General features: G+C 69.0%; 1 protein-coding gene. It reads right to left on the reverse strand.

All coding sequences use genetic code 11. The features are described from left to right. Window positions 1–231, reverse strand: a 231-nt coding sequence (locus AOK22_RS42420) for an SAM-dependent methyltransferase (protein ID WP_244164664.1), incomplete at its 3' end; no start/stop codon positions are given. Window positions 232–677: the final 446 nt, after the last annotated feature.

A 677-nucleotide genomic window follows, 5' to 3' on the forward strand; every position in this document is an offset into this window, starting at 1 on the left:
GCCGATGTCGAGGAACTGCCGGATGCCCTGCTCCTGGGCCAGGTAGTGCCCGGCGCGGTGCATGAAGCGGCGGTTCTCCAGCATGTGCACCGGAAGCGCGGGCCAGTGCTCGCACATCGTGTCGCCCGCCTCGGCGTCGACGGGGTAGTGGTCCTTGCCGCCCAGGATGTAGTCGTACACCCGCGCCGAATGCGCCGTCGACGTGTCGATCCGGTCGCCTGCGCTGCTCATGGGCCACTCCGTTCCTCACCGTTGACACTTGATCCCCGACGCTACAGCGCGCCGAGCCGGCCGCCGCACCCCGAGGTGGTCGGCCGGATTCTTCCCGCGGGGACGACCCAACTCCCTTGCGTGGTACGGACACCCCAACTCCTTGCGTGGTCAAGACGCGCCAACTCCCCTGCCCGGCGGCCGATCTGTGACGCCAGGTGCGGAGGAGTCGTGAAGAATTCGCGCAAGATCTTCGGGATTCGGTCACGTGAGCGGAAAACTCGGAGTGCTCACTCGGCGCTTTCGAACAGGTCGGGCGCCGAACCATCCGACGGGAGACCGATCAACGATGTTCACTCTGGTACGAAGCAGAGTGCGGACGGCCGCGCTCGCGCTGTCGGCCGTCGCCGCCCTCGCCTTCGGCACGACCGCCGCGACCGGCGCGTCGGCGGCCCCCGCCCCCGCCC

It is taken from the genome of Streptomyces silaceus (assembly GCF_001419745.1).
GTDB classification, from domain to species: domain Bacteria; phylum Actinomycetota; class Actinomycetes; order Streptomycetales; family Streptomycetaceae; genus Streptomyces; species Streptomyces silaceus.